Here is a 489-nt window from a genome sequence, read left to right as displayed (position 1 = left end):
CAGCCGCTTCCGGGCACAGTTGCTCGGTCAGCGGGTTGGAGCCCAGCAGCAGGTCCTGCACGTCGCCAAAGTTACCGCCGGCTTCGGTCAGACAGTCGATCGGTGTGGTCGGACCCAGGTCTGCTTCGGAGGTTTCCGGGCAGAACTGCGCCAATACAGGCTCCAGCGGGTTGCCGTCGGCACCCGGCAGGCCACCGCCACCCGGAGCAAAGCCACCGGCAGCTTCTTCGAAGCAAGCTGCGGGATCAATCGGGCTGTTAGCAGCCGCTTCCGGGCACAGTTGCTCGGTCAGCGGGTTGGAACCCAGCAGCAAGTCCTGCACGTCGCCGAAGTTACCGCCAGCTTCAGTCAGACAGTCGATCGGGGTGGTCGGGCCAAGATCTGCTTCAGAGGTTGCCGGGCAGAACTGCGCCAGTACCGGCTCCAGTGGGTTGCCATCAGCGCCCGGCAGACCACCGCCGCCCGGAGCAAAGCCACCGGCCGCTTCTT

General features: G+C 65.6%; 1 pseudogene. It reads right to left on the bottom strand.

The features are described from left to right. Nucleotides 1-489: pseudogene (locus tag A3754_RS27570) on the bottom strand (hypothetical protein); the annotation flags it as partial.

This window comes from Alcanivorax sp. HI0083 (genome assembly GCF_001635175.1).
Note: the sequence above shows the minus strand (reverse complement) of the source record. Positions and strands in the feature narration are given on the sequence as shown.